We start from the raw sequence: 25755 nt of genomic DNA, 5'->3' as shown, positions 1-25755 counted from the left end.
GGCCGCGGGGTGGAGCGCTGTCGTGGAGAGCCATCCGGCCGTTCGTGGGAGGCGGGTCAGACACTCATGAGGACGTCGGCGAGCCGGCTCAGCCCGCCGAGATCCACTCCGTCATCCAGTAACGGCAACTCCACCACCGGGCGTCCGGCCTCGGCCAGCTCGGCGCGCAGCGACTCCTCCAGCTCGCGCCTGGTCAGGTGCGCTTTGGCCTCGGCGTGCAGCCCGGCCACCGTCACCGCGTCGGCGGGCAGCCCGGCCGCGGCCAGCCCGCGCTTCAGCTCGGCCTTCGTGACCCGGGCGCCGGCGAGCAGCGGTGAACGGGCGCCGTTCACGATGATCCGGCCCACCGGAATGGTCAGGGCGGACAGCTCCTCGATGGCGTCCAAGGTTTCCTGCACCGGCATTTCCTCGAGCAGTGTGACCACGTGCACAGAGGTGATCGGCGAGCGCAACAGTGAGGCGACCCCATCGCTCTGCGTCTTGATCGGCCCCATCTTCGCCAGCTTCGCGGTCTCCGCGGTGACGTTGAGGAACCGTCCGATCCGGCCGGTCGGCGGTGCGTCCAGCACCACGGCGTCATAGGCGCGGCGGCCCTCCGCCGAGCGGGTGGTCGCCTCCTTGACCTTGCCGGTCAGCAGCACGTCACGCAGGCCGGGTGCGATGGTGGTGGCGAAGTCGATGGCACCGATCTTGCGCAACGCCCGCCCGGCGGCGCCGAGCTTGTAGAACATGTCGAGGTACTCGAGGAGGGCTTCCTCGGGATCCACCGCCAGCGCCCGGACCTCACCGTGCGCGTCCGGCGGCGTCGCGATGCGACGCTCCGCATAGGGCAGCGGGTCGATGCCGAACAGCTGGGCGATGCCCTGCCGGCCCTCCACCTCCACGAGCAGCGTGCGGTGGCCCTCAGCGGCCAGGCCCAGGGCCAGCGCCGCCGCCACGGTGGTCTTACCGGTGCCGCCCTTGCCCGTCACCACGTGCAGCCGGGCGGGCCAATCGCTTCTCCCCACGATCTTCAGCGTACGCGCGTCGCGAAGCTCAGCCAGCGACCTCGCAGACCAGCCACCCCGTCTTGCGGATCACGGTGAACGTGAGCTGCTGCTCGGCGCTCTTCTCGTCATCGGTGATGACGGTCAGCTGGACTGCCACCGTGGCCCGTTCGTCGTCCTGTCCCGACACGGCCGGTGCGGTCCACTGATAGGTCGGTGCCTGGTACTCGGTCGCGTACGCCTTGATCTGGTCGATGCGTTCCTGCAGCTCGCCCTCGTCGCGTGCCTCGCGGCAGACGTTGTCGCCGGCGTTCTTCACGTTCTGCTGGGTGTAGACCGAGCTGAGGAAGCGGTCGACGGCCGTCGCCGGGTCGGGCGAGCCCTTGCCGCTGTCCGCGTTCTGCAACAGCAGCAGCGCAGACGCGGTGCCGCCGCCGAAAAGCAGCAGCGTGACGACCAGCGCCAGCGTGACCCACAGTCCGGTACGCCGTTTCTTGGGCAGCGCTTCCTCGTCGACGACCTCGGTGTGGTGCGGGTCGAACGGCACCTCCCACGGGTGCGGCAGCATGCTCAGCGGGATCGCCTCGGCTGGCTCGTCGTGCTGCACCCCGGGCTGCACCTCGGCCGGCGGCGAATGCTCGAAGGCCAGGTGGTCGGGCGGGTGGGTACGCCATTCGCCGGGCTTCTCGTGCTTGGCGTGGAACGGCTCGGTGGGTGGCGGCTGATGCCACACGACCTCGCCCTCGACCGCATCGCCGTGCCCGCTGTCCGCGGCGGCCAGCGGCGCGCCGAAAACGGCCGTCACCTCGCTGGGCGAGCCGACCACCGCCGGGATGATCGTGGTCGCCGGCTCCGGTTGCGCGGTCTCGACGGTCTGGGGCTCCCGCGGCGGCCACTCCGGCGGAATCGCCATGGAGCCCGCGATGACCGGCTCGGCAGCGGACGGCGCAGGGACGTCGGGCTCGGTGGGCGGCCCGGCGAAGGAGTTCGTGGGCGACACCGCGGGCGGAGCCTCCAAGGGCGGCGGGATCGTGGGATGGCCGGGCTCGCCCGGATAGGCACCGGGTGGCGGCCATTCCGGCGGGGTCATCGGCCGGGGGCCGAAGAAGTCGGGGATGTCCGCAGCCGCAAGAGACGAGGTCCGCCCGGGATCGCCCGGCGACGGTCGCGTCATCGTGCCCCCTGTTCTCACCTGCTTCAAGGAGTCGCACCACCCCCTCGTCAGGGTAATGGAATCCGGTCGGCCGCGAGGCCGCTCCGGCCGCCTGGCTAGGCTGTCGCCGAAGTGCGGGCCGGCGGGCTCGAGCGGACTATCTCAGGGAGCTGCGGAAGATATGCAGAAGTGGGAGTACGTAACCGTGCCGCTGCTGGTCCACGCGACCAAGCAGATCCTCGACAACTGGGGCGACGACGGCTGGGAGCTGGTACAGGTCGTTCCCGGCCCTAACCCGGAGCAGCTGGTCGCTTACATGAAGCGGGCGAAGTGACTACCCCGGTGAGCGGTGCTGACGCGTACGCGAAGCTGGCCGAGCTGGGCCTGACCCTGCCCTCGGTCGTGCCGCCGCTGGCGTCGTACGTGCCGGCGGTGCAGTCGGGCAACCACGTGTTCACGTCGGGACAGTTGCCGATGGTGGACGGGAAGCTGCCGCAGACCGGCAAGGTCGGCGCTGAAGTGACCCCCGAAGAGGCGGTCGCGGCGGCGCGGCAGTGCGCACTCAACGCTCTCGCGGCGATCGACGCGCTGGTCGGGCTGGGCCGGGTCACGAAGATCGTCAAGGTGACCGGGTTCGTGGCGTCGGCTCCGGGCTTCACCGGGCAGCCAGCCGTGATCAACGGTGCCTCGCAGCTCTTCGGCGATGTGTTCGGGGAGATCGGGCAGCACGCCCGCAGCGCGGTCGGTGTGGCGGAGCTGCCGCTCGGCGCACCCGTCGAGGTGGAAGTCATCGCCGAGATCGCCTGACGCAGCGAGATCGGCGGAACAGCCGGCGTTGCTGAGGGCAGCTCCGGCTGAGGTCGACTCGCGTGCCGGGCCGGTCGCACTGCGTGTGTTCGGCCCGGCGGCGTGGGCGACGTACCATGCGCTGGGGGGTGGCGTCTGTGTCGTCGCAGGTGGAGCGGTTGCCGGAGTGGGTCACGCCCCTGCTGGCGCCCAATGCGGGTCCGATGACCCTGGACGGCACCAACACGTGGGTGCTGCGGGCGCCGGATGCCGAGGACGCCGTGGTGATCGACCCGGGTCCCGACGACGCGGGGCACCTGGCCTCGATCGCCGAGCACCGGCCACTGAGCGCCATTCTCATCACGCACGGCCACCACGATCATGTGGAGGGCGCCGAAACGCTGTCCCGGATGCTCGGCGGCGTGCCCGTCCTGGCCGCCGATCCGAAGCACGGCGATCCGCTGCCCGCCCGGATGCAGCTCGCTGGGCTGGACATCGAGGTCGTGGCGACGCCCGGGCACACCGGCGACTCGGTCTGTTTCGTGGTCGAGGACGCCGTGTTCACCGGCGACACCCTGCTGGGCCGGGGCACGACCGTGGTGGCGTGGCCCGATGGCGACCTGGGTGCCTACCTGGCGAGTCTTGAGGTGCTGCGGGCGTACCCGAAGCTGATGTTGCCGGGGCACGGCCCGGTGCGGGCCGACTGCGGTGCGGTCGCAGCGGCCTATCTGGCCCACCGGCGGGAGCGCCTCGACCAGGTCCGGGCGGCGCTGGCCGCGGGCGCCGAGACGCCTGAGGCGATCGTCGACGTGGTCTATCCCGACATTGACCCTGGTGTCCGGTTCGCCGCGGAGTGGTCCGCGCGCGCCCAACTCGACTACCTGCGGCGGGAATCGCAGCGCACCCGGGAAGGGTTGGACCCGCTGTGACCTGTCCCGTGTGCGGAACCGTGGCCGTTCCTGGCGCCCGCTTCTGCCACAACTGCGGGGCCGCCCTGCCCGCTGCCGCCACGCTGCCCGCGGCGGAGCGGCGCATCGTGACCGTGCTCTTCGGTGACCTCTCCGACTTCACCTCCTGGTCGGAGGACCTGGACCCGGAGCGGGTCGGGGCGGTGACCGACCGGGTGCTGGCCGCGCTCGCCGGCGCGGTCAAGACCTTCGGCGGGCACGTCGACAAACTCACCGGCGACGGAATCATGGCGGTCTTCGGGGCGCCCGTGGCGCACGAGGACGACGCCGAACGCGCAGTCCGGGCCGCGCTGAGCATGCAACGCGCCGTTCGCCGGGTGCTGGACGACGAGCGCGGCGGCGGTGCTCCGCTCGGCCTGCGCGTCGGCCTGAACACGGGCGAGGTTGTTGCCGGCATTCAGGCGGCGATCGAATACACGGTCATCGGCGACACGGTGAACACCGCGGCCCGGCTGGCCGACGCTGCCGCGGTCGGCGCGGTCTACGCGGGTGCTCGCACCTCCGGCGGCACCCGGCACGTCGCCTCTTGGCGGCAGCTGCGGGCGCTGCGGCTCAAGGGCAAGCGGGAGCCGGTGCCGGCGTACGAGCTGCTGGGCCTGCATGACGCGCCGGGCACCCGGTCGGGTGTGGGGGACGAAGCGCCGTTTGTCGGCCGGGAGACCGAGCTGGGCCGGGTGGCTGGCCGGCTGTCCGAGGTCATCGACTCCGGCAACCCGCGGGTGATGGTGATGACCGCGGAAGCGGGGATCGGCAAGACCCGGTTCGCGGGTGAGGTCAAACGCCTCGCGGCCGGCTACGACGTGGGGACCGGGCGGTTCGCCTCGGCCACCGGCGCGCGGGTGCTGCGGGCCAGATGCCGGGCGTTCGGCGAGCGCCGCCGGTTCGCGCCGCTGGCCGACCTGGTCCGCAAGTCCGTCGGTCTGCCCAAGGACGTCGCCGCGACGGTGAGCCGCGCGGTGGTCGAGGAACGGCTCCGCAAGCTCGTCACCCGGCTCAGCCGGGACGGCGAGCCAGCCGGGATCGACGTCGACCGCCTACTGGCCCTCCTCGGGTACGGCGAGGTGCCCGCCAACCCGGTCGGTGCGGCCGCGGTCGCCGAGTGGCAGCCGACCGGTGGCGCCCAGCCCGACTCCGAGACGATCCCGGTGGCCGTCGCCGGACTGCTGACCGCTCTGGCCCGGGAGACGCCGCTCGTCGTCATCGTCGACGACCTGCACGATGCCACCTCCGAGACCATCGACGCGCTCGGCGGCGTGCTGTCCCGCCTGGACGGTCCGGTCGTGATGCTGCTGCTGGGCCGCCCGGAGCTGGTCCGTACGGCGGGTGCGCTGACCCGGCTCGCCGATGCCGAGATCCACACGTTGCCGCCGTTGCGCGGAGCGGATGCGTCCCGGCTGCTCACGTCGTACCTGAATGGTGGCAAACTGCCGCAGGCGGATGCGGACCGATTGCTAGCCACCGCGCAGGGCAACGCTTTTTACCTGGCCGAGCTGGTCACGCTGTTGATGGAACGCGGTGCGCTGACCCCCGCGGTCGGGGCGAACGCCGCCGGGAAATGGCAGCTCGCCGGTGGGGCGATGGGCAGCCGGCTGCTGTCCCGTGACCTGGCCGCCGTGCTTGCCGCGCGCATCGATGCGCTGCCGACCGAGCCGCGGTCGGTGCTGCGCGACGCCGCGGTGGTCGGTGACACCGTGCCGACCGGCGTGGTCGAGGCGCTGCGCAGCCGCCGCTCGCCGGGGGACGCCCGGCCGGGCGCGGTCGCCGCGGTCGAGCTCGAACGCGCGGTCGACGAGCTGCTGCAACGCCGCATGCTGCACCGGGTCCGCGGCGGGTACGCGTTCACCACCCCCCTCATGCGCGAAGCGGCGTACGCGGGCATCGGTAAAGCCGACCTGGCCGACCGGCACGCGTTCCTGGCCCGCTGGGCGGCACCGGAGACGATCGACCGCCTCGGCTACGACGGCGCTTCGCGGCTGAGCCTGGGCGAGAACGAGCGGGATGCCTTCGTGGCTACCCACGCCGAGTGTGCGATGCAGCTGGCCGATGCCGTGCGTCTGCGCCCGGAGGCCAGCGTGCGGGACGTGGCGCCGCTGGGCGTGACGGCGTTGGGGCGGCTGGCGCGCCGGGCGTTGGCGAACATCGAGCCGGCCGCGTCGATCGCGTACGCGGAACGGGCCGCTGTCCTCGCCAAGGATGGCCTGCCGCACTCGGACCAGCTCGTGCACGCGCGGGCACTGTTGCGCCTGGGCCGTGCCGAGGAGGCGCTGCGTTGCGGCGAGCAGATCGCCGGGACGGCCGCGGACGAGCCGTTGTGCCGGGCTGAGGCGTTGCTGGTGGTGGGCCGGGCGCGCGAGGCGATGGGGAATGTACCGAAGGCGGTCGCTGCCTGGCAGGAGGCCCTCGAAGTAGCCACCGACGCCGATCTGGCCCCGGAGCGCGCCAACGCGATGCGCCGGCTGGGTATGGCTGACTTCCTGGCTGGGCGGCTCAGTCAGGCGAGCAGCCGGTTCGCCGCCGCGTACCAGGTGACGTTGGCTGCGGGGGACCGGCACGGGCAGGCGTGGGCGCTGCAGAACCTGGCCTGGGTGACGACGACCCGCGGTGACTTCCCGGGTACGGACGCGGTGCTGGGCCGGGCCGCGCGGCTCTTCGCCGAGCTGGGCGATCCGGTGGGCCGCTCCTGGCTGCGCGGCACGACTGCATTCGCACGGCTGCTGGCCGGCCGCCTGCAGGAGTCGCGGCGGCTGGCCCGGATCTTCCTGCCGTTCGGCGACCGGGTCGGTGAGGGCTGGGCGGTGGGCACGCTGCGGGCGGTCGAGTCGTACGCGGCCGCCGAGCTGGGCGATCTTGCGGAGGCGGACGGCGAGGCGCGTCGGGCCTACCGGGACTTCGACAAGGTTTCGGACGATTGGGGCCGCGGTCTCGCGCTCGTCGTCCGGGGCGGCATCGCCCGCGGGCTCGGCGAGTTCGAGCACGCCGACGACCTGTTGACCGATGCGCTGGAGTTCGCCGGGCGGACCGGCCATCCGCTGCTGCTCGGCATGGCCGGAACGCTGCGCGGTTTCGTGGCGTTGCAGCGGCGCGATGTCGAGGCGGCCGAGGCCGACGCGCGGCGGGTCATGACCGCGGTGGAACCGCACAATCCGCTCGCACCCGCACAGGTCGGACCGCGGGTGCTGCTGGCCGAGGCCCGGCTCCGGTCGGGCGACCCCGGTACGGCGATCGGCCTGCTCGCGCCGATCGCCAGCGACACCAGTGGTTCGCTGCTGTTCTCCCGGCGGCACGCCCTGGCGTCGTACGCGTCGGCGCTGCTGGCCGACGGCCGGGTGGGCGAGGCGGGCACGTGGATCAGCCGGGCGCACCAGATCCCCGCCGAGGATGTCCGCAGCGGTGTGGTGACGGCGATGGTGCAGGCCAGGGTGCTCGCGGCGGCCGGCGACATGCCCGGCGCGCAAGCCGCCGCGGAAGAAGCCGTACGGCTGGCGCACGCCACCGAACAGGTCAGCGAACGCGTGGTAGCAGAGGATCTTCGGGACGCGTTGGCACACTCCAACGTGGAGCCGGCGGAATCTGTCGCGTACGCGTCTGACGTGCCGGGATGATCCGGCACCCCGGTCGCGTATTTTCATAGCCGTGACGGATACCCCGCCTGGCCGCCTGCCCGTGCCCTACGTGCCAGGTATGTCCGGCTTAACCGTCATGGCTCGCGGAGGGTACGCAACCGTTTACCGTGCGACACAGGACTCGGTCGGTCGCGAGGTTGCCATCAAGGTGGAAAACCGGACCCTCGACAATCCGCGGGACCAGGCCCGGTTTCTCCGCGAGGCGAAAGCTGCCGGGCGGATGTCGTCACACCCGCACGTCGTGGACCTCTTCGACGTCGGCGTCACGGTGGACCAGCACCCGTACCTGATCATGGAGCTGTGCGACGGGTCGTACCTGGATCGCATGCGCATCTCTCCGCTCGGCCCGGTGGAGGCCCGCGACCTGGGGGTGAAGATCGCCGACGCCCTCGTGCACTCGCACGCCAACGGCGTCCTGCACCGCGACGTCAAGCCCGCCAACATCCTGTATTCGCACTTCAACCCGGCCGTGCTCGCTGACTTCGGCCTGGCCGTCCTGGGTGAAATGCGGGATTCGTCGGTGACCCTCGAGGTGCTGACCCCGGCCTACGCGCCGCCGGAGATGTTCTCGCACGCCGACCCCTCAGGCGCCGTCGACGTCTACGCGCTGTGCGCCACCCTCTACGCCGTCATGCGCGGCCGCCCACCGCGCTGGGAAACCGACCGCAGCCCCAGCCTGATCACCCTGATGGACCTCTTCCACCAGCCGATCCCCGACCTGCCCGACGTGCCGCACACGCTCATGGAGGTGCTGCGCTACGGCATGGCGAACGACCCGGGCGACCGGCCCACCGCCGAGCAGCTCCGCGAGATGCTGGCCGGGCTGCGACTGCATCCTGCGGGCAACAGCGAGCCCAACGTCTACCGGTCGTCGACGTTCGTGCCGCCTGCGCCGCGGCCGATCCACCCGACCCCGCAGCCGCGCCCGCTTCCGCCGGTCACACCCACCCGGGACACCGCCGACGAGACCCCGACCGTCCACACCGAGAACCCCAAGCGCAGCAAGCGCCGCTGGCTGTTCGGCGGCTTCGGAGTGTCCCTGCTGATCGGCGCGTCGATGGGCGGCGCACTGCTCGCGTCGTCCCAGGCCCCGGCCGTACGCTCGATGGCCTCCCGGTTCGCCGCCCCGGCCGTGTCCGCCCTGCCGACCGCGATCTCGCACCTGCCGGGCTGCCTCGGCAACCGCACGCACTGCCCGGGTGAGCTGGAGTGTTACCGCCTGCGCGACAAGGCGCCGCTGGTGGCCCGGGAGGTGTCCTGCGACCGCCGGCACAGCTGGGAGGTCTTCGCGGTCGGCTCCCTGCCGTCGCATGTGGACCCCCGGGACCAGGACGCCGTCACCACCCACCCCGGCGTGGTCCGCGTGTGCAGCCGCTCGATGTTCCAGCGCACCACCACCCGCACCGACAGCAACCAGTGGGCGCTGTCGGTGCTGCCGCCCACCGGCAGCGACCGGACCTTCCGCTGCCTGGCCGGCCAAGGCGCCGACCAGCTGCACGGCCCGGTGCTCGCCCGCGGCTGACCCGCCTACTCGGGGTCCAGCACCGCCAACAGTTCCCCGGTGTCGACCTCGGCGCCGGGGTGCACCGGCAGGGAAGCCACGACGCCCGCGGAGGGCGCATGCACCGGATGCTCCAGCTTCATCGCTTCCAGGGTGAGCAGGAGCTCGCCTGCACGGACGCGCTGGCCCGGCACGACGAGCACCCGGCGAACCGCCCCGGGCAGCGGCGCGATCAACGAACCCTCGGTAGCCTCCGGGGCCGGCAGCGGGAAACGGGACAGCTCGCGCAGGGCGACCGAACCCTCGGGGCTGTCCACGTACGAGACCTCGCCGACCCGGTGCACCTTGAGGGTCAGCCGGATGCCGTTGACGTCGAGGTCCACCCGGGAACCGTCGGCGTGCACCACGACCGTCGGCGGGTGGTCGTCCAACGTCGGCGCCTGACCCAGGCCAGCCAGGTCCAGCTCCTCCGGATCCACCGCCCGCACCCACCAGCCCGCCAGCTCGCCGTGCCGGTTCATCCGGTAGCCGACCTCGACCGGACCAGCCGGGCCGTCATACACGGCAGTCTGCGAACCGGACGGCACGTTGCGCCAGCCCGAAGGCAAGGACCGCAGCACTGGGGCGGCCGTGCGCCGAGCGGCGGCGCCGGCCAAGGCGGCAGCGAGACACGAGATGCGTACGGCGTCCACCGACGACAGCAGCGGCGCGAAAACTTCCGGGTGCTGGTCGAGGAAGCCGGTGTCCACGTCTCCGGCGCGGAAAGCCCCGTGCCGCAGCACCCGGACGAGCAAGTCGCGGTTCGAGACCACCCCGTGCAATTCCGTACGGGTCAACGCCGACGCCAACATCCGCGCGGCCTCCTGCCGGGTGGGCGCCCAGGCGATCAGCTTGGCGAGCATCGAATCCTGCTGGCCGCCGACCACCGAACCGTCCACCGCACCCGCATCCAGGCGCAAGCCCGGCTGGGGCAGCGGCCGGAACGAGCCCGCCACATCCGGCACCTTGAACCGGTGCAGGGTGCCCGTTGCGGGCAGCCACGCGTACGCCGGGTCCTCCGCGCAGATGCGCACCTCGATCGCGTGCCCGCGGATCGGCGGCGGCCCGGGCATCGGCAGGTTGCCGCCCTCGGCGACCAGCAGTTGTAGACGAACGAGGTCGTAACCGGAGACGCACTCGGTCACCGCGTGCTCGACCTGCAGGCTCGGCGTCAGCTCGACGAACCAGAAGTCGCCGTCCTCCTCCAGCAGGAACTCGACGGCGCCCGCGCCCACGTACCCGATGGACCGGACCGCGATGATCGCCGCCCGGCAGAGCTGCTCGCGCAGCGCGGGGTCGACCGCCGGTGACGGCGTCTCCTCGATGATCTTCTGGTAGCGGCGCTGGACCGAACACTCCCGCTCGCCGAACGGCACCACCGCACCGTGCGCGTCCGCGATGATCGGCACCTCGATGTGCCGCACGTTCTCCAGGTACGGCTCGCAGAACACCTCGTCGCCGGTCTCCTGCCGCGTCGACGCGACCGCCTCAGCCAGCGTCACCGGGTCCCGAACGACCCGCATGCCCGCGCCGCCGTTGCCGCCGGACGGCTTGATCAGCACCGGGAAGTCCTCGACCGCCTGCGGATCGGTGTACGTCGGCAGCACCGGCACCCCGGCCTCCGCGACCACACCCTTCGTCTCGATCTTGCTGTGCAGCACGCCCAGCGTCTTCGCCGGCGCACCCACCCAGATCATCCCCGCGTCCGCCACCTCGGCCGCGAACTCCGGATCCTCGGCCAGCACCCCGTTACCGGGATGGATGGCGTTCGCTCCGGCCCGCTTCGCCGCCGCGATGACGAGATCACCACGCAGGTACGTCGACGCCGGCGTACCACCGGTGAGCCGGACCGCGTAGTCCGCCTCCGTGACATGCGGCGCGTCGGAGTCGGCATCGGAGTAGACGGCGACCGTCTCGATGCCGACCAGGCGGCACGTGGCGAAGACCCGGCGGGCGATCTCCCCACGGTCGGCCACCAGAAGACGTCGGATCACTGCTCTGCTCTACCTTTCGAAAATCGCGTCAGGGCCGGAAGACGCCGATGTGCTCGGCACCTTCGACGGCCGCGCTGTGCACCGCGGACAGGCAGAGTCCGAGAACCGTACGGGTGTCCCGCGGGTCGATGACCCCGTCATCCGGGAGCTTTCCGAGCGGCCCCTCCGCCGGCCGTTCGACGGGCCAGCTGAACAGGAAACGTGGTTCGTACGCGCGGCCGTACACGCCCCCGGCCTCCTCGGCGGGGGTCGCGCCGATCATCAGCGTCAGGTGCGGCACGGTCGACTTGGCGACCGCGTGGACCAGGGGAGCGCCGTGGCGTACGTCCGCTGCCTCGTGGGGCTCGGACGTGGGCACCCCGGTGTATTGCACGAACAGCAGCGACGTGGCGGTCGCGTTGGCGAGCTGGATGAAGTGCACGGCCTTCTGCGTCTCGGCGGGGGAGAACGCCTGGCCGAGATTGGCGACCACACCGATCGGATAGCCGTGCAGTTCGCCCCAGCCGGTCACCAGCCCGGTGCCGGTGGCGGGCTTGAACTCGTCGAAGTCGCTGCCGTCGAGGATCCGGGCCAGCACCTCGCGCGGGTCGAACGGCGGGACTGATTCCGTACCCGCCATGGTCAGCAGGTCCTCGGCGTCGTACTTGGGCGGGTCCGGCGGGAAGTTGCGGGGGGCCGGTCCGCGCTTGCGCCAGTTGAAGCGGCGTACGCACTGCCGGGCCAGGCGCAGCCCGTCGCGCTCGTCCTCGGCCAGCTGGTCGGCCGGGCCGGTCACGCCGGCGGGGACGGTGGGCGCGCTGCGTACCTCGGGGGCGGGCCGGCCGTTCGCACTCGAGGCCCGGACCGGCTGCGGGTGGATCGTCAGCATCTTGGCGTGCCCGCGCACCATGATCGTGTAGTCGGACAGCGCCGGCAGGTAGGCCGCGTCGCCGGTCGTGGCGCCGAAGACCACGCACACCGTGGGCACCCGGTCGGCGGTCAGCTGGCTCAGATCACGGGCGATGGCCCCGCCCGGCGGCGGTCCCGCGGGCGCGGCCGCCCCGGTCGACTCGACCAGGTTAACCAACGGCAGCCGGTTCACCGACGCGATCCGCGCGGCCCGACGGATCTTCTCCACCGTGTACGGGTTCACGGCGCCGCCGTCGACGGTCGGGTCGTTGGCGATCACCACGCACTCGACGCCCTCGACGACCCCGATGCCGGTCACCACGCTGGCACCCACCGGAAACTCCGAGCCCCACGCGGCCACCGGCGACAGCTCCAGGAACGGGCTGTCCTGATCGAGCAGCATCTCGACCCGCTCCCGCGGCAGCAGCTTGCCCCGGGCGTGATGCCGGGTCACCCACTTCTCGCCGCCACCGGCCCGGGCTGCCTCCAGCGCGAGCTCCAGCTCGGCGAGCCGTTCCAGCATCGCGCTGCGATGAGCCAGATAGGCGGGGGTGCGCGGGTCGATCGCGGTGTCCAGCACGGTCACGTCGTCACCCCGCTGCGCTGCACGCCCGCCACCTCGTTCAAAGCCGCGCCCTCTCGAACCGTCGTAGTGCCTCTCGACCACCTCCACAACGAGCGGCTTACCGGTGGCGACACGGATCTTGGCGGGCGGGTTCTGTCCCCTGATCAGGTGGGTAATCGGAGATTGTGCGGCATTATGTCCGTTATTCGGACATGCGAAAGGGGTCGCCCGACGGGGCGACCCCTTCCGTACTTCCAGGTAGTGCTGTGTGGTCCTTAGACGCGGGCCCGGCGAGCCAGGCGCTCCGGGTCCAGGATGATCACACTCTTGCCGTCGAGCCGCAGCCAGGCCCGGGACGCGAAATCGGCCAGCGCCTTGTTCACCGTCTCCCGCGAGGCGCCGACGAGCTGCGCCAGCTCCTCCTGGGTCAGGTCGTGCGTCACCCGCAGGACGCCGCCGTCCCGGGTGCCGAACCGGCCCGCCATCTGGAGCAGGTTCTTCGCCACCCGGCCCGGGACATCCGTGAAGATCAGGTCGGCCAGCGCGTCGTTCGTCCGACGCAGCCTGCGCGCCAGCACCCGCAGCAGCTGCTCGGCGATCTCCGGCCGGTTGTTCAGCCAGGGGCGCAGGGACGACTTCTTCAGCCGGGCCAGCCGGGTGTCGGTGACCGCCGTTGCGGTAGCCGTCCGTGGTCCCGGGTCGAACAGGGACAGCTCGCCGAGCATGTCCGACGGCCCCATGATCGAGACAAGGTTCTGCCGGCCGTCCGCGGCCCGGCGGCCGAGCTTGATCTTCCCGGAGAGAACGATGTAAAGGCTGTCGCCCGCCTCGCCCTCATTGAAGACGATGTCGCCCTTGCGGTACTCGATCGTCTCCATCTCCTTGGCGAGCGCCTCGGCAGCCTCCGGGTCAACGCCCTGGAAGATCCCGCTGCGAGCCAGTACCTCATCCATCGTTGTACCTCCGAATACGCGCTTCGCCGCGCACGTTCAGTCTAGGCGTACGCGGCCCGCAAACGGGCGGCCACCCCTCGATATGGATCTCGTAGCGTAACCATTCCTGCCGCACCGGACGGGCGGAACCGTCGCTCTCGGTGAGCGTGGCTCCGCCGTTCGGCGGGTCGTCACAGTGCGTTACCTGACGCTAGCGTCTCGGTCGATGACGGATCGCGGGTCCAGCGGGAATTCGAGGGAGTCTGGCCGGGCAACCGCCCATTTGTAGGGATTTCGTGGTCTTTTCGCGGGCAGGGAATGTCGGAGGCCCGACGTACTCTTGCACCCGTGACCCGTCCCCCCGTCGCCGCGCCCGCAGCCGCCACCACACCTGCCGCGCCCAGCCGGTCGGCGCCGGCGGGTGGTGCTGGTGCTGTGCTGGCCCGGTCTGCTCGGCGGTTCGCGGGGGAGACGCCCATCGGGCTCAAGCGGCGCGCCCGCAAGACCGCCCGGCTGCTCGCCGAGACCCACCCCGACGCGCACTGCGAACTCGACTTCGACACCCCGCTGCAGCTCGCCGTCGCGACGATCCTGTCGGCCCAATGCACGGACAAAAAGGTCAACGAGGTCACCCCGCACGTCTTCAATCGGTACCTCACCGCGGCCGACTACGCCGCTGCGGACCGAGGTCAGCTCGAAGAGATCCTGCGCCCGACCGGCTTCTTCCGCGCCAAGACCGACTCCCTCATCAAGCTCGGCCAGGCCCTCGTCGACCGGTACGGCGGCGAACTGCCCGGACGGCTAGCCGACCTGGTCGCCCTGCCCGGCATCGGCCGCAAGACCGCAAACGTCATCCTCGGCAACGCCTTCGGCGTCCCCGGCATCACCGTCGACACCCACTTCCGCCGCCTGGTCAACCGCTTCGGCTGGGTCGACGAGGAAGACCCGGTCAAGATCGAATTCCTGGTCGCCGACCTGATCGAGAAACGCGACTGGACCATGCTGTCGCACCGCATCATCTTCCACGGACGCCGCGTCTGCCACGCGCGCAAACCCGCCTGCGGAGCCTGCACCCTGACCGCCATGTGCCCGTCGTACGGCACGGGACCCACCGAGGCAGCCCCGGCGGCCAAGCTCCTGAAGGGGCCGCGGGCCCGCGAGCTGGCCGTCCAAGCCGGGGTCGAGCCCGACCTGGTTCCCGCCGCGGCGGTCGCCACGCCGGAGGCCCCGTGAGCAGTGCAGCGGGACCTCTCGCGATGCAGCGTGCCCCCGCCCGGTGGGGACCCGCCAGGTGGCTGACACCACCGCTGGTGGCGCTGCTCGCCGCGTGCACGGCCTCGAGCCCGGGCGCCGGCGGCACGGTGGCGAGGCAAGACCCGGTCCCGTCGCCCTTCGCCGACTGCGCAACCCTCACCGCGCCCGCTGCCGCAGCCGCCTCCACGCCGGGCCCTCTTGTTGGGTCGTCGCCGAGTCCCGCCGTTGCCGCTTTGCCGCCTGATCTGCCGGACCTCACCCTGCCCTGTTTCACGGGGGACACGCAGGTCCGGCTGCTCGACCTGCGTGGGCCCGCGGTCATCAACCTTTGGGGCTCCTGGTGCGGGCCGTGCCGCGAGGAGCTGCCGGTGATGCAGGAGCTCGCTGATGCCACCACCGGCCGGCTTCAGGTGATCGGCGTGGACACCAGGGACGACCGCGAGGCCGGGGCATCCTTCGCCGCCGGGCGCGGAATCCGGATGGCGACGCTGTTCGACCGGGAGCAGAAGCTGCTCGGGGCGCTCGGCCGGATGACCCTGCCGGTCACGGTGTTCCTCGACGCCTCGGGGAAACGCTTCGTCTACACGGGCAGAGCGCTCGACAAGCCCGCCCTGGGAGCGCTCGTGCAGACCCACACCGGCGTGACGGTGACCGGATGAGGCCGGCAGAGACCCGATCCGACGAGTCGCCGGACGACCTTCCCACCGGGCACTCAGCGCTGCCGGACGGCCTTTCTCGTGGAGGCCCAGAGCTGCCGGGCAACCCTTCCGCTCGGCCTGCAGGGTTGCCGGGGTGGTGGGAGCCGTTGCTGACGCGGGTTGCCGCGGCGCGTACCGAAGACTTCACGACTTTGCGGCCGCCGGCCGGTGGCGCGCGACCGAGCGCGGTGCTCGTCCTGCTCGGCGAAGATCGGTCCGGTCAGCCGGACCTGCTGGTCCTGCAACGAGCCGCGACCATGCGCAACCATGCCGGCCAGCCGGCCTTCCCCGGTGGCGCCGCCGACCCGGGTGACCGCGACGCCGCGGCCACCGCCCTGCGCGAGGCCAACGAAGAGGTCGGCCTCGACCCGACAACAGCCACCGTGCTCACCACGCTGCCCGAGCTCTACATTCCGGTGAGCGGCTTCGTGGTCACTCCCGTCCTGGCCTGGTGGCACGCCCCGCACCCGGTGCAATCGTGCGACCCCGCGGAGGTCGCGCACGTCGCCCGGCTGCCGATCGCCGAGCTGGTCGACCCCGCCAACCGGATCCGGGTACGCCACCCGACCGGCTGGATCGGACCGGCCTTCCAGGTGCGCGACATGCTCGTGTGGGGCTTCACGGCCGCCGTCATCGCCGCGCTACTCGACATGGCTGGCTGGAGCCGGCCCTGGCATCCAGGCCGCATCATGGAACTACCGGACCCCACGCCGCCGCCCACACCACTGCCCGACTCAGCACTGCCCGACCCACCACCAGTACCCAACGGTTCCGCACCGGTCGCCGACGCGTCGGCGGTCGCCACCCCGGACGAGGTGGTTTCGTGACCGTCACTTCTAACTTGAGCGAGTGCTTGTGGTCGATGGAATCCTGATCCTGCTCATGCTGGTCTTCGCGATCAGCGGCTACCGGCAGGGTTTCGTCATCGGGGCGCTGTCCTTCGGCGGCTTCTTCAGCGGCGTCCTGATCGGCCTCCAGATCGGTCCGCTGATCGCCAACCAGTTCGCCGACGGCACGGTCCGGTTGGTCGTCTCGCTCGTGACGATCTTCGCCCTGGCCGTGCTCGGGCAAACCCTGGCCGGCTGGCTCGGCACCAAGGTGCGACGGGCCATCGAGAGCCCCCCGCTGCAACGCCTCGACGACGCTGGCGGCGCGGTGGTGTCGCTGGTCGCCGTGCTGCTAGTCGCCTGGCTCATCGCGGTGCCGCTCGGCTCGACGCCCTTCCCGGCGATCAACAAGCAGGTCCGCAGCAGCACCATCCTCAACGGCATCAACGAAATCATGCCGAACCAGGCCCAAGCGCTGTCGGCCGGACTCAGCGAATCGCTCAACACCAACGGCTTCCCCGACGTCCTCGGCAACCTGACCCGCACCAACGCCCGCGAGGTGGCACCCCCCGACCCGGCGCTGGCGAAAAGCCAGGTCGTGGTCAACTCGCGCAAGTCGGTCATCAAAGTCCTGGGTACGGCCCCCAGCTGCTCCCGCCGCATCGAAGGCTCCGGCTTCGTCTACGCCGACGAGCGCATCATGACCAACGCCCACGTGGTGGCAGGCACCCGCGACATCGAAGTGGAAACCCAGGACGGCCGCCTCGACGGCAAAGTGGTGGTGTACGACCCCGACCGTGACCTCGCCGTCCTCTACGTCCCAGGTCTCAAAGCGCCGGTCATGCCGTTCGTCAGGAAGCCCGCGGGCATCGGCGCCAACGCGATCGTGCTGGGGTTCCCGCTCGACGGGCCGTACAACGCGCAGGGCGCCCGGGTGCGCGAGGTCAGCAACATCACCGGACCGGACATCTACGACTCGGGCAACGTGACCCGCGAGATCTACACGATTCGCGCCCTCGTGCAGAGCGGCAACTCCGGCGGCCCCCTCATCGCCCCCAACGGCGACGTCCTCGGCGTCATCTTCGCCGCGGCCGCAGACGACCGTAACGTCGGATTCGCCCTCACCGCCGCCGAGGCAGCCGGCACCGCCCAACTCGGCATCGAACGCACCCGAGGCGTCAAAACCGGCGACTGCGCCTGACCCAGCCACCTCCATCTGCCCCCACGGGCCTGCAACCTGAACCGCGCCGACTCGATAGAACGTCCGGGTTGCGCCCGAGGGGCGGGCGGCTTGCTGCCCGCGGAGTGGCTCTAGCCGTGGGACCGGCCGCCGTCCTCCTCCTCGGTCAGCTGGCCGAGGAGGGCGATGATCTGGTCGAGCTTGCCGTGCGCCGCGCTCAGCGATGCTTCGTGCCGATCCAGGCGCTCATTTTGCTGATCGAGCTTCTCGTTGTGGTGATCGAGCTTCTCGTTGTGTTGCGACTGCGTGATGGCGAGCGCCTGGATGGTGTGCTGCTGGGCGCGCAGTGTCTGGGCCATGCCGGCGAGGTCGCGGTCACCGCTCGCGCGGAGCCCAGCCTCCATTTCGAGGCGTTCCTCGATTGCGGCGATTCGCCGTTCCAGTGCTTCCAGGTCAGCCATGTCAGCCATCCTCTCTCGTCCGGGTAGGAGAAACCACCTATCGGGCTTGGGCAGAGCAGTAGGACCTGAGGAGCCACGCGGCCGGGGTCGGCCCGGGTGCTGGTTCGGTTGAGGCGTGTCAGGTGGTTAGGCCAGGCCGGCGAAGCGGCGAATAGTCCAGGCCGCGGCCACGAGGGAGGCGAGGAACAGGGAGACGGCTGCCCACCAGCCGCGGGATTCCTCGGCCGTGCCGGACGTTGCGGCGGTCATCGCGGTGCCTGCGTTGGCGCCCGGGGCTGGGTCGCCCGGGGCGGTGGCCGTGGTGTTGTTGGGGGCGGATTGGGCCTGGCCCGGGACCGGGGCGCTGCCAAAGCGGGCGATCCCCGGCGAAGCCGTCGTGTCCAGGGGGTTGCGGGTGACCGTGGGCAGCTCGGTGGTCAATGCCGCGGCCGGGTCGACCAGGCCGTAGCCGTAGTCGGCGTCACGGCCCGCCTCGCCGCGGTCGCGGGCGGTCTTGATGATGCGGTTGACCACCTCGCCCGCGGACATGGTGGGCCAGCGGGCGCGGATCAGGGCGGCCGTGCCGGCCACCATGGGTGCGGCAAAACTGGTGCCCTGGACTTGCCAGTAGCCGCCCGGGCGGGCGCCGACGAGCTGGGTGGCGGGAGCGGTGACGACGGTTTCCCGGCCGGTGATCGAGCCGCTCCAGAGGACGTCGCCGTCCTTTTCCATGCCCGCGACCGCGATGACGCCCGGTTCGCGGGCGGGATACCAGACTCCGGAGCTGGTCGAGGCGCTCGCGTTGCCAGTGCAGGCGACGACGACAACGTCCTTGGCGAACGCGTAATCGAGGGCTGCGGCTAGGGCTGGACTGCTGCCGTTGCCGCCCAGGGAAAGGTTGATGACCCGCGCGCCGTTGTCGACGGCCCAGCGGACTCCCTTAGCCACGATCATCGCGTCGTCGTAGCGGTTTTCTCGGTCCAGGACGCGGACGGGCAAGATTTTCGCTTTGGGGGCGATGCCGACCACGCCGTTGGTGTCGTCGCCGCGGCCGGCGATCAGGGCCGAGACGGTGGTGCCGTGGCCGACCAGGTCGGTGTCGCCGTCGCCGTTCTCGTCCACCAGGTCGAGACCCTTGAGGACCTGGCCCTGCAGGTCCGGGTGGGTCTGGTCGACGCCCGAGTCGATGACCGCGACGGTCACCCCCTCGCCGGACGAATAGGTCCACGCGTCGGCGACGTTCAGGGTCTTGAGATGCCACTGCTCGTTGCGAATCGAATCGCCCTGAATCGGCGCGGCCAACGGCCCGGCACGCCCGACCTGCGCGGCCAACGGCCCGGCAAGCCCGCCAGCGCCCGCCGAGGGAAATGCCAAGGCTGATGACGAGCCAGCGGTGGACGCGGACGGAACGGCCAGGGCAGGGGTGGGGAAGCCAAGGGCGGGGGTAGCGCTCAAGCCAGCGGCTAGACCGGCAGCGGCGAGCCGCGCGCAGAGGGTTCTCACCAACGGGCACCACCGCACGCCGGGTGGGGCTCGGCAGCGTCGCGCCTGGCGGGGCGGGACGTAGTCAGTGCTTCGCTCACAGCGCTCACAGGACGGCGGGCCATTCTGATGATGGACGGTCGATGGGAGGCAGATTACTCCGAATCCGCGAGTTGTCGCTGGGGTCGGTCGATGCGGATCGCACCGGGGGTGCGTCCGGCTCGTGCGACGGCTCAGTACGGCGGTTGATGCAGCAACTGCACCAGTCGAACGCCCTCACGTCGGGTCATCAGTCGCCCACGGCCCGCGGGCATTGGGACGGGTTTGATGGGCCCGATGAGGGTGCCTTCGTCCGAGGGGCCGCTCATGACGAGGCCCGGTGAGGAGAGCTCGCGCAGCCGCTGGATGACCGGGTCGTACAGCGCACGCCCCGCGCCACCGGCCCGGCGGGTGAGGACGAGGTGCAGACCGACGTCGCGGGCCTGGGGGAGGTATTCCAGGATGGGTTCGAGGGGATTCCGCGGGCCGGAGGCGACCAGGTCGTAGTCGTCGACCAGGACGAACAGCTCGGGCCCGTTCCACCAGGAACGTTCGCGCAGCTGCTGGGCGGTGACATCGGGGCCGGGCAGGCGGCGTTCCATGTAACCCGCCACGGATTCCATCAGCTCGAGGGTCTTCGCGGCCTGGATGCCGTACCCGATGCGGTGGTCGGTTTCCGGCAGGTCCATCAGGCTGCGGCGGTAGTCGACCAGGATGATGCGGGCCTCGGTCGGCTGGAAGCGCCGGGTGATGGTGGTCGCCAGGGCGCGCAGGAATGACGACTTGCCGCATTCTGCGTCGCCGAAGAGGAGGAAGTGGGGCTCGCTCGCGAAGTCGATCTCCACCGGCTGCAGGTCGGACTCGGCGATGCCGATCGGCAGGTGCAGGCCGGTGGAGCGGTCCAGGTCGATGTTCGCGTACGGCAACGAGGGCGGCAACAAACGCACCCGCGGCGCCACCGCTCCGGGCCACGACGTGGCGATCATCTTCACCAGTTCGGTGGGGGCGGCGTTGCTCAGCTCCGGCCGTACGGTGAGGAAGTGCAGGGCTTTGGCTTTGTCCGTGGGGTGTTCGACGAGACCCCGGCCGGGCTTCTCCGGCACGTTTGTCGCCTGGCGCCGGTTGACGGACGAGTCGGTGGGGTCGCCCAGGCGCAGCTCGACCCGCGAGCCGAAGAGGTCGCGGATGGCGGGGCGGTAGTCCATCCAGCGGGGCGCGCTGGTCACGACGTGGATGCCGTAGGAGAGGCCGCGGGTCGCGATGTCGGTGATCACGCCTTCAAGCTCTTCGTAGTCCTTGCGTAGCGTGGTCCACCCGTCGATCACCAGGAAGACGTCGCCGAACGGGTCCGCGTCGGCGCCGGTGCCCAGCTCGGTGCGGGCTGCGCGGCGGCGTCGGTAGGAGGACATGGAGTCGATGCCCAGCTCCCCGAAGCGCCGTTCGCGCTCGTTGAGCAGGGTGGACACCTCGCCGACGGTGCGCCGGACGCCGACCGCGTCGAGACGGCCGAAGACGCCGCCGACGTGCGGCAGGTCGCGCAGGGTGCCGAGCGAGCCGCCGCCGAAGTCGAGGCAGTAGACCTGCACCTCGGCGGGGGTGTGGGTGAGCGCGAGTCCGAAGATCAGCGAACGCAGCGCGGTGGACTTGCCGGACTGCGCGCCGCCGACGACCGCCACGTGGCCCGCGCCGCCGCCTAGTTGCAGCCACATGACGTCGCGCAGTTGTTCGCGGGGCTTGTCGATGAGCGCGAGCGGCACCTGCAGGGCGCCGTGCAGTTCGGGGTTGGCGAAGGCGAGCCCGCGGGTCGGGTCGGCGACGACGGGGCCGAGGAGCTCGTCGAGGGTCGCCGACCGGCTCAGCGGGGGCAGCCAGACCTGGTGCGCCGGTGGTCCCTGGCCGTTGAGGCGGTCCACCATGACGTCGAGCAGGCTTTCACCGGCCGGCGTTTCCTCCGGCTTGGGCTCGGTCGTCTTCACCGGGATAGGCGCGGGGAGGTAGTGGGTCGAGTACGGCAGGATCTCGGGCGCCGCGCCGCCCCGGGTCGCGCCGGCACCGCGGCCGCCGGCCTGCCGGAAGACGCCGGACACGTACGCGGCCTTGAACCGGACGAGTGGCTCGGTGCCGAACTTGAGGTAGCCGTGGCCGGGCGAGCGGGGCAGCTCGTACGCGTCCGGCACGCCCAGCACCGCGCGGGACTCGAGCGCCGAGAAGGTTCGCAGACCGATCCGGTAGGACAGGTGGGTGTCGAGGCCCCGCAGCCGGCCTTCTTCGAGTCGCTGGCTGGCGAGCAGCAGGTGCACGCCGAGTGACCGGCCCAATCGTCCGATCTGCACGAACAGGTCGATGAAGTCTGGTTTGGCGGAGAGCAGTTCGGAGAACTCGTCGCAGACGACCAGCAGCGAGGGCAGCGGCGGCAGGGCGGCACCGCCGGCCCGGGCCTTCTCGTAGTCGCGCAGGCTGGCGTAGTTGCCGGCCTTGCGCAGCACTTCCTGGCGCCGGACCAGCTCGCCGTCGATGGCGTCCACCATGCGGTCGACCAGCGGCAGCTCGTCGGCGAGGTTGGTGATGACGGCGGCGGTGTGCGGCAGCCGGTCGAGGGAGGAGAAGGTCGCGCCGCCCTTGAAGTCGACGAGGACGAAGTTTAGCGATTCCGACGAGTGGGTGGCGGCGAGCGCGAGCACCAGCGTGCGCAGCAGTTCCGATTTGCCGGAGCCGGTCGCGCCGATCAGCAGCCCGTGCGGTCCCATGCCGTCCTGCGCGGATTCCTTCAGGTCCAGCTCGATCGCCGAGCCGTCGGCGCCGAGTCCGATGGGTACGCGCAGCTTGTCGCGGTTGGGCCGGGGGAGCCACGCCTGCGCCACGCTGAACGAGTCGGGGTCGCCCAGGTTGAGCAGCTCGGCCAGACCCATTTCGGTGGCGAGCGGGGTGTCCGACGACTTGGAGATGGCGGCGAGCCGCAGCGGCGCGAGCCGGCGGGCAACCGCTTCCGCCTCTTGTTCGCCGAGCCGGTCGGGCGTCCCCACCTCAGCGGCGTGATCCATGGCGTAGGTGTGCAGCTCGCGTCGCCCGCCCTCGGCGAGTACCTCGAGGACGAGCAGGGAGCGGTCGAGCATGCGGGGCGGCACGTCGTCGAGGTCGAGCACGGTGACGCCGTCGATGCCGTCGTCGAGTTGGGTGGCGCCTCGGAGATTGGCGCCGTCGAGGACGATGACCACGTGCGGTCCGGCCGTGCTGGGGCCGGCCGGGTTGAACCGCGGCCGGTTGCCGATCACGTCTTCGAGCAGTTTCTCCAGGTCAGGTCCGGCGCTGGCGACCAGGCGCACCTGGCCGAGCCGGTCGGTCCGGGACGGGTGCAGGTTGTGCGGGAGCCACTTGACCCATTCCCATCGCTCCCGGCGGTCCGGTCCGGCGCAGACGGCGATGATCAGGTCGTCCGGGGCGTGGAAGGTGGCGAGCTGGGTGAGCACGGCCCGGGTCAGGCCGCGGGCGTCGGCTTCGCCGTCCGGCCCGCTGCCGCGCAGGAAGACCCGGGCGAAACCGCGCAGGGAGACCGCGACCGGCAGATCCGGCACCACCGAGTACGCGTCGAGGAATCGGCGCAGCGCTCCCGCGGTCATCGGTTCCAGGTCCTCGAGTGGCCGGGTGACCGGCGGGATGAGCGGGGTGGCGAGGGTCTGCGGGCCGACCGCGACCCGGACGACACCGAAGTCGGGATCGGTGTAGCGGCGTTCCCAGACCCGGTGGCTGCCCGCGGTGGACCACAGCCCGGCCGGGTCGGGATGCCGATAGAAGAGGCCGGTGCGTTGCCGGGTGGCGGTGTCGCGGACCCGGCGGCGCAGGCTGGCGAGGTGGCGCAGGTACTCGCGGCGGGCGGCCATCATTTCGGCCTTTTTGGGCGCACCGGAGCCGAAGGAGGTGGCGAGCATCGCCAGCGACGAAATGCCGAAGAGGCCGCCGATCACGTAGGACAGCGGACCGCCGCGACCCTGGCCCATCATCATGGCCATGGCGACCGAGCCGCCCAGCATGGGCAGCACCATGAATGCCTGCTGCCAGCGGCCGCCGGCCGCCTGGGGGATCTCGGGCGGCGGGTCGACCGCGAGCTCACCGGCCGGGATCTCGGGTGCGGGGCGGCGCGCGGCCCGCTTGATCACCACCGTGCTCATAACCGAAGTTGTCCCTTTCGTCCGCAGCCGCAGGCCTTCGTCGCTGTTGTCCACAAAGGTCGGCGGCAGCATCCCCGTCCGCGATGATCGTCGCCGGTACACCGCGCAGCGCCAAGGATAGGTAAAGTCCCTCGAGTTCCGCAGCCTCGCAGATGGGAGATCGGCCATGAGTATCGGCCTGGCCAGGGTCACCATCAGCGCGCCATCGCGCCGCGTCGATGTGGCACTGCCCGAACACGTCCCGCTCGCCGAGTTGCTCCCCGAGGTCCTGCGGCACGCGGGCGAAGGCCTGGCCGACGACGGCGAGCGGCACGGCGGCTGGCTCCTGCGCCGCACCGACGGTGTCGCCCTCGCCACCGGGCAGGGCCTCTTCCCCCAAGGCGTGCGCGACGGCGAAGTGCTGCACCTCGTGCCGGCCCGCGAGGACTGGCCCGAGCTCGAATACGACGACGTTGTGGAGGCCATCGCCGAAGGCGCACGCCGACGCGGCACCATCTGGTCGCCCACCTCCACCCGTACGGCCACGCTCGTCGCCGCCGCGGTGCTGCTCTCCCTCGGGCTGTGCGCCGTGCTGCTGTCCGGACCGGCTTGGGGCGGCGCGGCGTTCGCGGGCCTCGGCGTGGGACTGCTGCTCGCCCTCGCGGGCGTCACTGCTTCGCGTGCGTACGGGGACGCGCGCGCCGGAGCTGCCCTGGGCGGCCTCTCGCTGCCGTACGCGTTCGCCGGCGGCGCAGTGCTGGTCGGCCAAGGCGTGACCGACCCGGCGGGGGTGTTTCCCCTGCTCCCGTGGCTGGGTGGCCCGGAGCTGCTGGCGGGGTCGGCGGCCCTGCTGCTGTTCGCGGCGCTGTGCGGGGTCGGCGTGGCGGCGTCGCTGCGGATCTTTACGGCGGGGGTGACCGCCGGCTTGCTGGGCGCGATCGGTGCGCTCACCGGCCTGCTGACCTCGGCGGCGGGCGCGGCCGCGGTCGTCATGTCGATCCTGGTGTGCGGCATCGGCGCCCTGCCGCTGCTGGCGATCCGGTTCGGCAAGCTGCCCACACCGCCGGTCACCCTGCCCACGGGTGCGGAGGCTGAGCAGGGCTTCACCGGTGCTCGGCCGACAAACGCCGACGCCGCGCGGGAGCTGCCCGAGCGCAAGCGGGTCTTCGCCGCGGTGAGCCGCACCGAGGAGCTGCTGACCGGCATGCTGATCGGTCACGCCGTGTTGGCGGCGGCAGCCTTCGTGGTGCTGGCGTCGTCCGACGGGACCGCTGCGCGGATCCTGACCGCCCTTGCCGTCGCCGCTCTCCTGCTGCGGTCCCGGCTCTTCGTGACGCTGCGCCAGCGGGTGCCGCTGATCGCGGGCGGCCTGTTCGGCCTTTTCGTGCTCGGCGCCGAGCTGTTGGCCGGCGCCGGCGAGACCATGCTGCTGGGCGTCAGCGTGGCCGGTCTGCTGCTGGCGATGGCAACCGTCGCGGCGGGCGCCACCTGGTCCCGTAAGGCGCCCTCGCCCTACCTGGGCCGTGCGGCGGACCTGCTCGACGGCCTCGCCGTGGTCGCGGTGATCCCGGTCGCCTGCTCGGTCGTCGGCCTGTACGGCCTGGTCAGCAGCATCAGCATCGGCTGACGCCGGCGGATAAAGCACGATGGCCGGGCAAAAGCCCGGCCATCGCAGAAAGAACTAGTGGGTCAGTGACCCTCGCCGTGCTCCTCAGCCGCCTCGGCCCGCTTGAAGGACGCGCGGATCTCCTCCTCGGCCTCCACCCGGCCGGTCCAGGTCGCGCCCTCGACCGACTTGCCCGGCTCGAGGTCCTTGTAGACCGTGAAGAAGTGCTGGATCTCCATCCGGTCGAACTCGCCCAGGTGGTGGATGTCGCGCAGGTGCTCCTGGCGCGGGTCCTCGAACGGCACGCAGAGGACCTTGTCGTCGCGGCCCTTCTCGTCCGTCATCCGGTACATGCCGATGGCCCGGCAGCGCACGAGGCAGCCCGGGAACGTCGGCTCCTGGATCAGTACCAGGGCGTCCAGGGGGTCACCGTCCTGCCCGAGGGTGCCCTCGATGTATCCGTAGTCAGCCGGATACTGCGTGGCGGTGAAGAGCGTGCGGTCAAGCCGGATACGGCCGGTCTTGTGGTCGACCTCGTACTTGTTCCGCTGGCCCTTCGGGATCTCAACCAATACGTCGAAATCCATAGTTCGCTCCCTTGTTCGCCCCGGACTCGGACCGGCCGCAGTGGGGTCCGGCGCAGGAGCAG

At 71.3% G+C, this 25755-nt stretch carries 19 protein-coding genes; 10 read left to right on the top strand and 9 right to left on the bottom strand.

Translation table 11 applies throughout. The annotated features are described in order from the left end of the window. Nucleotides 1-56: 56 nt before the first annotated feature. On the bottom strand, nt 57-1007 hold the full coding sequence (locus ACIA1L_RS12685; protein ID WP_396072792.1) for an ArsA-related P-loop ATPase: 951 nt from the start codon (nt 1005-1007) through the stop codon (nt 57-59). Nucleotides 1008-1035: 28 nt separating this feature from the next. After that, nucleotides 1036-2160 (bottom strand): hypothetical protein, encoded by a 1125-nt coding sequence (locus ACIA1L_RS12680; protein WP_396072791.1) that lies wholly within the window; start codon nt 2158-2160, stop codon nt 1036-1038. A 160-nt stretch (nt 2161-2320) separates the two neighbouring features. Here ACIA1L_RS12680 and ACIA1L_RS12675 point away from each other — a divergent pair, with 160 nt between their 5' ends. The 5 genes from ACIA1L_RS12675 (at nt 2321) to ACIA1L_RS12655 (ending at nt 9038) form a co-directional block, all read left to right on the top strand. Next, nucleotides 2321-2473 (top strand): hypothetical protein, encoded by a 153-nt coding sequence (locus tag ACIA1L_RS12675; protein WP_396072790.1) that lies wholly within the window; start codon nt 2321-2323, stop codon nt 2471-2473. Then, entirely contained in the window at nt 2470-2946 is a 477-nt protein-coding gene (locus ACIA1L_RS12670) for a RidA family protein (RefSeq protein ID WP_396072789.1), read from the top strand. Before ACIA1L_RS12675 ends, ACIA1L_RS12670 begins: the two co-directional genes overlap by 4 nt. A 116-nt stretch (nt 2947-3062) precedes the next feature. Further along, nucleotides 3063-3854, top strand: a complete 792-nt coding sequence (locus tag ACIA1L_RS12665; protein WP_396072788.1) for an MBL fold metallo-hydrolase — start codon at nt 3063-3065, stop codon at nt 3852-3854. Next, nucleotides 3851-7495 carry an adenylate/guanylate cyclase domain-containing protein gene (locus tag ACIA1L_RS12660; protein ID WP_396072787.1) on the top strand — a complete coding sequence of 1215 codons (3645 nt, stop codon included), beginning with the start codon at nt 3851-3853 and terminating at the stop codon, nt 7493-7495. The genes ACIA1L_RS12665 and ACIA1L_RS12660 overlap by 4 nt, the downstream gene beginning before the upstream one ends. Before the next feature lie 31 nt (nt 7496-7526). Further along, entirely contained in the window at nt 7527-9038 is a 1512-nt protein-coding gene (locus ACIA1L_RS12655) for a serine/threonine-protein kinase (RefSeq protein ID WP_396072786.1), read from the top strand. 5 nt (nt 9039-9043) lie between these two features. Here ACIA1L_RS12655 and ACIA1L_RS12650 read toward each other — a convergent pair whose 3' ends face one another. The 3 genes from ACIA1L_RS12650 to ACIA1L_RS12640 form a co-directional block, all read right to left on the bottom strand. Then, nucleotides 9044-11050, bottom strand: a complete 2007-nt coding sequence (locus ACIA1L_RS12650) for a biotin carboxylase N-terminal domain-containing protein (RefSeq protein WP_396072785.1) — start codon at nt 11048-11050, stop codon at nt 9044-9046. A 28-nt stretch (nt 11051-11078) separates the two neighbouring features. Further along, nucleotides 11079-12524: a carboxyl transferase domain-containing protein gene (locus ACIA1L_RS12645; protein WP_396072784.1), complete on the bottom strand. Its 1446-nt coding sequence runs from the start codon at nt 12522-12524 to the stop codon at nt 11079-11081. A 254-nt stretch (nt 12525-12778) separates the two neighbouring features. Then, entirely contained in the window at nt 12779-13456 is a 678-nt protein-coding gene (locus tag ACIA1L_RS12640) for a Crp/Fnr family transcriptional regulator (protein WP_364162541.1), read from the bottom strand. Between the two features lie 414 nt (nt 13457-13870). Here ACIA1L_RS12640 and nth point away from each other — a divergent pair, with 414 nt between their 5' ends. From nth to ACIA1L_RS12620, 4 genes are all read left to right on the top strand, one after another. After that, a complete protein-coding gene (gene nth / locus ACIA1L_RS12635) occupies nt 13871-14668 on the top strand; it encodes an endonuclease III (RefSeq protein ID WP_396073056.1) in 798 nt (265 codons plus the stop codon). Beyond that, nucleotides 14665-15348: a TlpA family protein disulfide reductase gene (locus ACIA1L_RS12630; protein WP_396072783.1), complete on the top strand. Its 684-nt coding sequence runs from the start codon at nt 14665-14667 to the stop codon at nt 15346-15348. Before nth ends, ACIA1L_RS12630 begins: the two co-directional genes overlap by 4 nt. A 125-nt stretch (nt 15349-15473) precedes the next feature. Continuing rightward, a complete protein-coding gene (locus tag ACIA1L_RS12625; RefSeq protein ID WP_396073055.1) occupies nt 15474-16214 on the top strand; it encodes an NUDIX hydrolase in 741 nt (246 codons plus the stop codon). A gap of 22 nt (nt 16215-16236) precedes the next feature. Continuing rightward, nucleotides 16237-17415, top strand: coding sequence for a MarP family serine protease (locus ACIA1L_RS12620; protein WP_396072782.1), 1179 nt, complete (start codon nt 16237-16239; stop codon nt 17413-17415). Nucleotides 17416-17525: 110 nt separating this feature from the next. Here ACIA1L_RS12620 and ACIA1L_RS12615 read toward each other — a convergent pair whose 3' ends face one another. The 3 genes from ACIA1L_RS12615 to eccCa form a co-directional block, all read right to left on the bottom strand. After that, entirely contained in the window at nt 17526-17855 is a 330-nt protein-coding gene (locus tag ACIA1L_RS12615) for a hypothetical protein (RefSeq protein ID WP_396072781.1), read from the bottom strand. Between the two features lie 126 nt (nt 17856-17981). Then, nucleotides 17982-19340 (bottom strand): type VII secretion-associated serine protease mycosin, encoded by a 1359-nt coding sequence (mycP, locus tag ACIA1L_RS12610; protein WP_396072780.1) that lies wholly within the window; start codon nt 19338-19340, stop codon nt 17982-17984. Nucleotides 19341-19549: 209 nt separating this feature from the next. Continuing rightward, entirely contained in the window at nt 19550-23521 is a 3972-nt protein-coding gene (gene eccCa, locus ACIA1L_RS12605; protein ID WP_396072779.1) for a type VII secretion protein EccCa, read from the bottom strand. A 166-nt stretch (nt 23522-23687) separates the two neighbouring features. Between eccCa and eccD the strand changes: the two genes are divergently transcribed. After that, nucleotides 23688-25127, top strand: a complete 1440-nt coding sequence (gene eccD, locus ACIA1L_RS12600; protein WP_396072778.1) for a type VII secretion integral membrane protein EccD — start codon at nt 23688-23690, stop codon at nt 25125-25127. 62 nt (nt 25128-25189) lie between these two features. On the opposite strand, the gene ACIA1L_RS12595 is transcribed toward eccD, so the two are convergent. Continuing rightward, the gene (locus ACIA1L_RS12595; protein ID WP_396072777.1) at nt 25190-25693 is read right to left on the bottom strand and encodes an inorganic diphosphatase; all 504 of its coding nucleotides are present in this window, start codon (nt 25691-25693) and stop codon (nt 25190-25192) included. Nucleotides 25694-25755: the final 62 nt, after the last annotated feature.

It is taken from the genome of Actinoplanes sp. NPDC051859, assembly GCF_044452725.1.
GTDB lineage: Bacteria > Actinomycetota > Actinomycetes > Mycobacteriales > Micromonosporaceae > Actinoplanes.
Note: the sequence above shows the minus strand (reverse complement) of the source record. Positions and strands in the feature narration are given on the sequence as shown.